Raw genomic sequence first — 6,331 nt, forward strand, 5'->3', positions numbered from 1 at the left:
ATCGTCCTTTATTATAGCATTTATTTGTGGTAGACAATAGTACCAATTCTTTATTCATGCTAAAATATAGCTAGAACAACGTAAAATGATTGTTCCTTTGTTAAGAAAGGAGTTCATGATGAAAAAAATTCTCGTGGTAGATGATGAACCATCTATCGTTACTTTACTTACATTCAATTTAGAAAAAGAAGGATACCAAGTCGTTTCGGCTGTCGACGGTAAAATGGGGGTTGATCTGGCACTATCTGAAGATTTTGACTTCATTATCTTAGATGTGATGTTGCCGCAAATGGACGGTATCGAAATCACCAAGAAACTACGACAAGAAAAAATCGAGACCCCTATTTTAGTTTTAACCGCTAAAGATGATCCGATTGATCGGATTCTTGGGCTTGAAATCGGAGCAGATGATTATTTGACCAAGCCCTTTAGCCCTAGAGAAGTGCTTGCTCGGATGAAAGCAATCTTTAGACGGTTGGAACCGCGAGGCACTGCAGATCTTTCGGATCAGCCAGCAGAAATGTTGCAAATTGGTGACATTTTAGCAGACTTGACCAATTACCAAGTAAGCGTCAAGGGAGAAAAGATTTTTCTGACTCCAAAAGAGTTTGAACTGCTAATATACTTCATGAAACGGAAAGGCCGTGTGATCGACCGCGATACGCTGCTGAATCGCATTTGGAATTTTGACTTTGATGGCCAAAGCCGAATCGTTGATGTGCATATCAGTCATTTACGCGAAAAGCTGGAACGTGACCCGAAACATCCCGAGTATTTAGTGACAGTTCGCGGATTTGGCTATAAATTTCAGGAGCCTCATTCATGAAACGCTTTGGCTATGGCCTATGGAGTCTGCTATTAGCCGTACTGTTTATCATCTGCTGGCAGTTTCTTAGCAGCTTCTATCACCAGCAAGTGATTGCCCAACAAGTAGACTTCTTGGAAGAAAAAGCGGCGATTTTCTTGAACCTTTCTGATAATCAACCAGCGACATTGCAACAATTTGCTGATGCCTATGTACAGGATAGTTCCAGCCGGATCACTTTATTGGACAAGGATGGGCGGATCATCTACGATACTTACGATTCGTCTTTAAAAGAAAGCAGAGCCAACCGGCCTGAAGTGCAGGCAGTCTTAAAAGGTAGTAATCTGGGCCAGTCTTTGCGAAAAAGTGATACATTGAATGAAGAATTGCTGTATGTTGCGATCCCTGTCAAAGAAGATGGCAACTTGCAGCAAATTTTGCGGATCGCTGAACCAACGGCACCTTTTTTTGCTAAAAGCCAAACCATTCAGCGTTCGATCTTTTTCGTTTATCTCCTATTTTGTTTATTTGTCAGCTTTTTGACGTTTCATGCATTACGTCAAAGAAATCGTCCTGTGCAGACTATTTTGCCTGTTCTAAAAAAAATGATTTCTTCTCCTGATCAACAGGCGATCATTATGCAAGAAACACCTGAGCATGATGACTTATACCAGACGATTAATCAATTGAGTGAACAAATGAGTCGAACCTATCAAGCTTATGCCGCTTCTGAGCAACAATTGTATGGCCTGTTGAATGAACTGATGATCGGGGTTTTTATCATTGATCAAGATGACCGATTGTTATTGCTGAACCCTACCATGCAAGAGCAGCTAGGGATCGAAGCATTGCCTCAGTTGCCACAACCATTCACTGAAGTGATTCATGATACACAGTTGATTCAATTAATTTATCACATGAACGAGCAGACCCCTTCTTTACAAGAAGAAATTGCTTTGAGTGATGATCATCCGCGAGTTCTTGATGTAACATTGCGTCTCTTTAATGAAAATGAGTTGTTAGGGATCTCTTATGATCTGACTCGGGTGCGTCAATTAGAAAAAATGCAAAAAGATTTCGTCGGTAATGTTTCTCATGAATTGAAAACGCCAGTCACTTCTTTGATTGGTTTTACGGAAACATTATTGGATGGTGCCTTAGAAGATCGAGAAACATTGGTTTCGTTCCTTAAAATCATCCAAAAAGATGCCTATCGTCTAGAAAATTTGATTCAAGAGATTATTCTCCTATCCAAAGATAGTCATTCATTTGATTACACCGCACAAGAAATCAACCTTCGAGCATTGATTGAGCAAATCATCCGTTCCTATGAACCAATTGCACGAGAAAAACAGTTGTCCTTTATCATCAATGGTCCTGAAGAATTGATTTTCATCTCAAAAAGAGAGCTACTGCAACCAATCTTAAAAAATTTGATTGAAAATGCAGTCAATTATTCCAAATCACAAGGGACCATCCAAGTTGACTATTCGTATCGAGCAAAACAATTACAGCTTTCAGTTCGTGACCAAGGGATCGGTATAGATCGAGAAGATCAAGTTCGGATCTTTGAACGTTTTTATCGCGTAGATAAAGCTCGTACGCGTAATTCAGGAGGAACCGGCTTAGGACTAGCCATCGTTAAAGATTATACAAAACTGTTAGGCGGCACTATCACAGTTGACAGCTTCCCAGGGGCTGGCTCAACATTTACGATCACACTTCCTCTTGAGACCAAAAAAAATTCAGGACCTGCGTAATCTATACGCAAGTCCTGAATTTTTTAGTTTACTTGGCGAGTGGCCGATTCATTAATATAACCTTGCCAAATGTCTTTGTTGTCATAAATTGATAAGTAATTGCTTCCGTTAAAATGACGATATACATATCTTGCTTCATACGTCTCTTGTTTCATTGCATCTGTAACGGTACTTTTCTTTTTCCAGTTAAAGTTTTGCCACAAAGGAAAATTTTGTGTGAACTTTATTTTCTTATGATAGCTTTGTGCACTCCCAGCTGCATTATCCGCCATCTTCATTCCACCACTATTAATATATCCTTGCCAAGTACCTCGATTATCATATAAAGAATAATAGGTACTGCCATTAAAATGATTATAATAGCGTTTCACTTGCAATGTCTGTCCATAAACGTTAGCACTTTTATTTTTTTCTTTCCAAGAAAAATTTTGCCATATTGAATAATTTTTACTAGTAACCGTTCCGTATTGTCCACTGGATAACACAGCACCCGCTGCATTGTCGGCAACTTTCGTGGCATTTGCATTAATATAACCCACCCAATTGTCTTGATTGTCATATAATGAAAAATAAACGCTGCCGTTCAAATGCTCATAACGATATTTAATTTTTAGCGTCTGGTGCAAATAAGAACTACTTGACGCACGCATTTTCCAAGAAAAATTTTGCCAAATCGAGTAATTTGCACTAGTGATTGTTGTATAGCGTCCGTCGCTAATAGCTGGACCTTGATTCTCCACACTAAGCTTTGCAGAATCGATATAACCGATCCATTTACCATTGAGATCATATACTGAATCATATACGACACCATTAAAATGACGATAGGTGCCTGTTACCTTGTAAAGATTCCTCAACATTTCTTCTGATACTATTGCTGTGGAATCGAAATTAAAATTGCGATAAACCGTTCCGGTCGAACGAAACTTTACATACGTTTCTTTTGACTGCCAACTTCCTTGTGCGCCATCAGTTGTCTTAGTTCCACCAGCATTAATATAACCTATCCAAGTACCTTGATTATCGTACACAGAAAAATACGTACTACCATTGATATGCTCGTAACGATATTTTATTTGTAACGTTTGACCCAAATAATCTTTTGAATCTGCTTTTTTCTTCCAAGAAAAATTCTGCCAAATCGTGTAGTTATCTTTCGTAATCGTAGCGTAGCGGTTGTCTGGTATTGCTCCTCCTTGCCCCTGACCAGTAAAGTATTTCTTATAGTCAGAAGACATATCAAAGGTCCCACTGACTCCTGGGAAAGAAAGATTATAGGTCCACTGCCATGCACTATATTCCGTGAATTTTTGTCCTGCAGGAACATACGGATAATTCGCGATCCAGACATTACTATAGCCAAGTGCAGCAGGATCGATCGCTTTTTGAGTGACCCAAAGTACCCCAGTGTAATGATGGGTATTACTATAGCCTAATTCTTTGATACGATTGGCAAATACTTTAGAAAGTGCAGTATGATCTGCTTTTCCCATTATTTGATTGTCCTCGATATCATTAACCATCAAAGCTGAGGTTGGCAGCTTCAATTCTTTGGCATATTTGACAAAATACTCGGCTTCTGCTTTAGCTTGCGCTTCTGTCGTGAACCAACTGTAATGATAAGCATGTACTACCAGTCCTGCCGCTTGAGCATTCGCAATTTGAGATGCTGCTAATGGATTGCGATAAGAAGTAGCTTCTGTCAATTTCACAACCACGGAAGAAATACCATAACTTTTGATAATCTTGTATTGTTCCACGCTAATGATGCCATTGTGAGAAGAGACATCAATAAAATCCTGACTAGGAGTCGATGGGTCTCCGGCTTCAATAAACGCGACGTCTGCTGAACGCAGAGAACGCCGCTGAATGCCCACCTGTTCTTTCAAATCGGAACGATTTCTGCTCGACGGATCAAGTCCACCTTGAACATCATAAATTTTTTCGGGTTCTTCTTGTGTTTCTTGCTGTGATTCATCTGAAGCTTGTGTTTCTTCTTTTGTAATTTCTTGACTACTCTTTTCTGAACTACTGGTATTCGAAGCTCCCTCTGAATCTGACGACACGGTACTTGAGCTCTCCGTTGATGAGGTTTCAGAAGTACTGGTTTCTTCCGTTATTCCTGTAGTTAGTATTTGACTGTTGCTTCCATTTTCTATAGCTAAAACAGTTCCTGTATTTCCTAAAAACAGTAGCGGCAAAAGTGCACAAATATATATAAAGTATTTTGTCTGTTTTGACATTTTTTTCCCCTTTCAATTTTACTCCTTTTCATTTTATAGGAAAAAAGCATAAAAATACAGAAAAAAAGGGCATTTATTTGCCCTTTTCGTCTCTGACTATTCATTGATAACTATAGTTTCTTAGTTTATATTCGTAACTTCCCCTTCAACACTACGTTCAACTTTCATTTCTGTGATTGGTAAGTATCCTAATTCTTTCACCACACCTTGTTGAATATCGTCACTCAACATGTAATCAAGAAATGTTTTGACGTTTGCATCTGGTTCGCCATTTGTATACATATGCTCGTAAGACCAAATTTTCCAGTCATTTGTAGCAATATTTTCTGGAGTTGCTTCAACACCGTCAATCGTTAATGCTTGTAAAGAATCATCCAGATAAGATAGAGCAAGATAGCTGATTGCTCCTGGTGTTTCTGCAACGATTTTGCGAACCGTTCCAGAAGAGTCTTGTTCTTGGGTTTGAATTGTTTCGGCCCCGTCAAGTCCCCATTTTTCAAATGTTGCCCGTGTACCACTACCAGAGGCACGGTTGATCACTGCGATCTCTTGGTCTTTTCCACCAAGTTCAGACCAATTTTTGATTTTACCAGTGAAGATATCAATCAAGTCCTGTTTGCTGATATCTTTAACACCAACTTCTTTATTCACTACAGGAGCCATCCCAACTACGGCGACTTTATGGTCTACCAATTTGCTAGCATCTACTCCGTCTTTTTCTTCAGCAAAAACATCAGAATTACCGATTGTTACAGCACCAGCTTCTACTTGGCTCAGTCCTGTGCCGCTACCGCCGCCTTGAACAGTAATCATATAGTTTGGATTTTCAGAGGTGAAACTTTCTTGTGCAGCTTGAACTAATGGTTGTAGTGCAGTTGATCCAACAGCCAAAATTTCTACATTTCCAGACGCTGCTCCTGAAGCACTTGATTCATTTGATGCTTGACCGCTATCAGCAGCATTTGATCCGCTATTTCCACAGCCAGCTAGTAATAGTCCTGTTGCTAAAATTAAGAATCCCAGTTTTTTCATTTGTTAAATCTCCTTTCGTTATATGCTTAGTTTAGCAATCCCTTGTAAACCCATGATTGATTTAAAGTAAAGAATAGATAAACCCATGTAAATCTTTTGTAAACATTAAAACGTATCGCTCGTCATTGTTCCTCTCTTTTCATTAAAGTGAAAAGAGCTTGCCTGGTTCCTTCTTAAAAAAGCAAAAGGTACAAGTGCCGCTGTGTGTTGTTCTTTATGACTCCATATTGGGACTATACTTACTTTGCTTCGCACTGGCTTCTAGCGTGTTTGCGCTAAGACGAACTTGCATGCCACTCTTCGAGTGTCAATCGCAGTGATTCATTTGAATGTGACTACGCTCTCTTTGATCGCCTAGTACTGCTCATCATCTGCTCTGTCACTCTTCGAGTGTCAGTCGCAGTGATTCATTTGAATGTGACTACGCTCTCTTTGATCGCCTAGTACTGCTCATCATCTGCTCTGCCACTCTTCGAGTGTCAATCGCAGTG

4 protein-coding genes are annotated in these 6,331 nt (G+C 39.5%); 2 read left to right on the top strand and 2 right to left on the bottom strand.

Annotation, left to right across the window (positions count from 1 at the left end; all coding sequences use genetic code 11):
• Window positions 1–118: 118 nt before the first annotated feature.
• Both ACTFWY_RS16200 and pnpS read left to right on the top strand, forming a co-directional pair.
• The gene (locus ACTFWY_RS16200) at window positions 119–826 is read left to right on the top strand and encodes a response regulator transcription factor (protein WP_003127674.1); all 708 of its coding nucleotides are present in this window, start codon (window positions 119–121) and stop codon (window positions 824–826) included.
• Window positions 823–2,565 carry a two-component system histidine kinase PnpS gene (gene pnpS / locus ACTFWY_RS16205; protein WP_439926776.1) on the top strand — a complete coding sequence of 581 codons (1,743 nt, stop codon included), beginning with the start codon at window positions 823–825 and terminating at the stop codon, window positions 2,563–2,565. Before ACTFWY_RS16200 ends, pnpS begins: the two co-directional genes overlap by 4 nt.
• 23 nt (window positions 2,566–2,588) lie before the next feature.
• Here pnpS and ACTFWY_RS16210 read toward each other — a convergent pair whose 3' ends face one another.
• Window positions 2,589–4,808, bottom strand: coding sequence for a GH25 family lysozyme (locus ACTFWY_RS16210; RefSeq protein ID WP_439926777.1), 2,220 nt, complete (start codon window positions 4,806–4,808; stop codon window positions 2,589–2,591).
• Window positions 4,809–4,928: 120 nt separating this feature from the next.
• Window positions 4,929–5,840 (bottom strand): phosphate ABC transporter substrate-binding protein PstS family protein, encoded by a 912-nt coding sequence (locus tag ACTFWY_RS16215; RefSeq protein ID WP_439926778.1) that lies wholly within the window; start codon window positions 5,838–5,840, stop codon window positions 4,929–4,931.
• Between the last annotated feature and the right edge of the window lie 491 nt (window positions 5,841–6,331).

Origin of the sequence: Enterococcus sp. 125944, assembly GCF_051909435.1 — a bacterium.
Lineage (GTDB): Bacteria > Bacillota > Bacilli > Lactobacillales > Enterococcaceae > Enterococcus_D > Enterococcus_D gallinarum.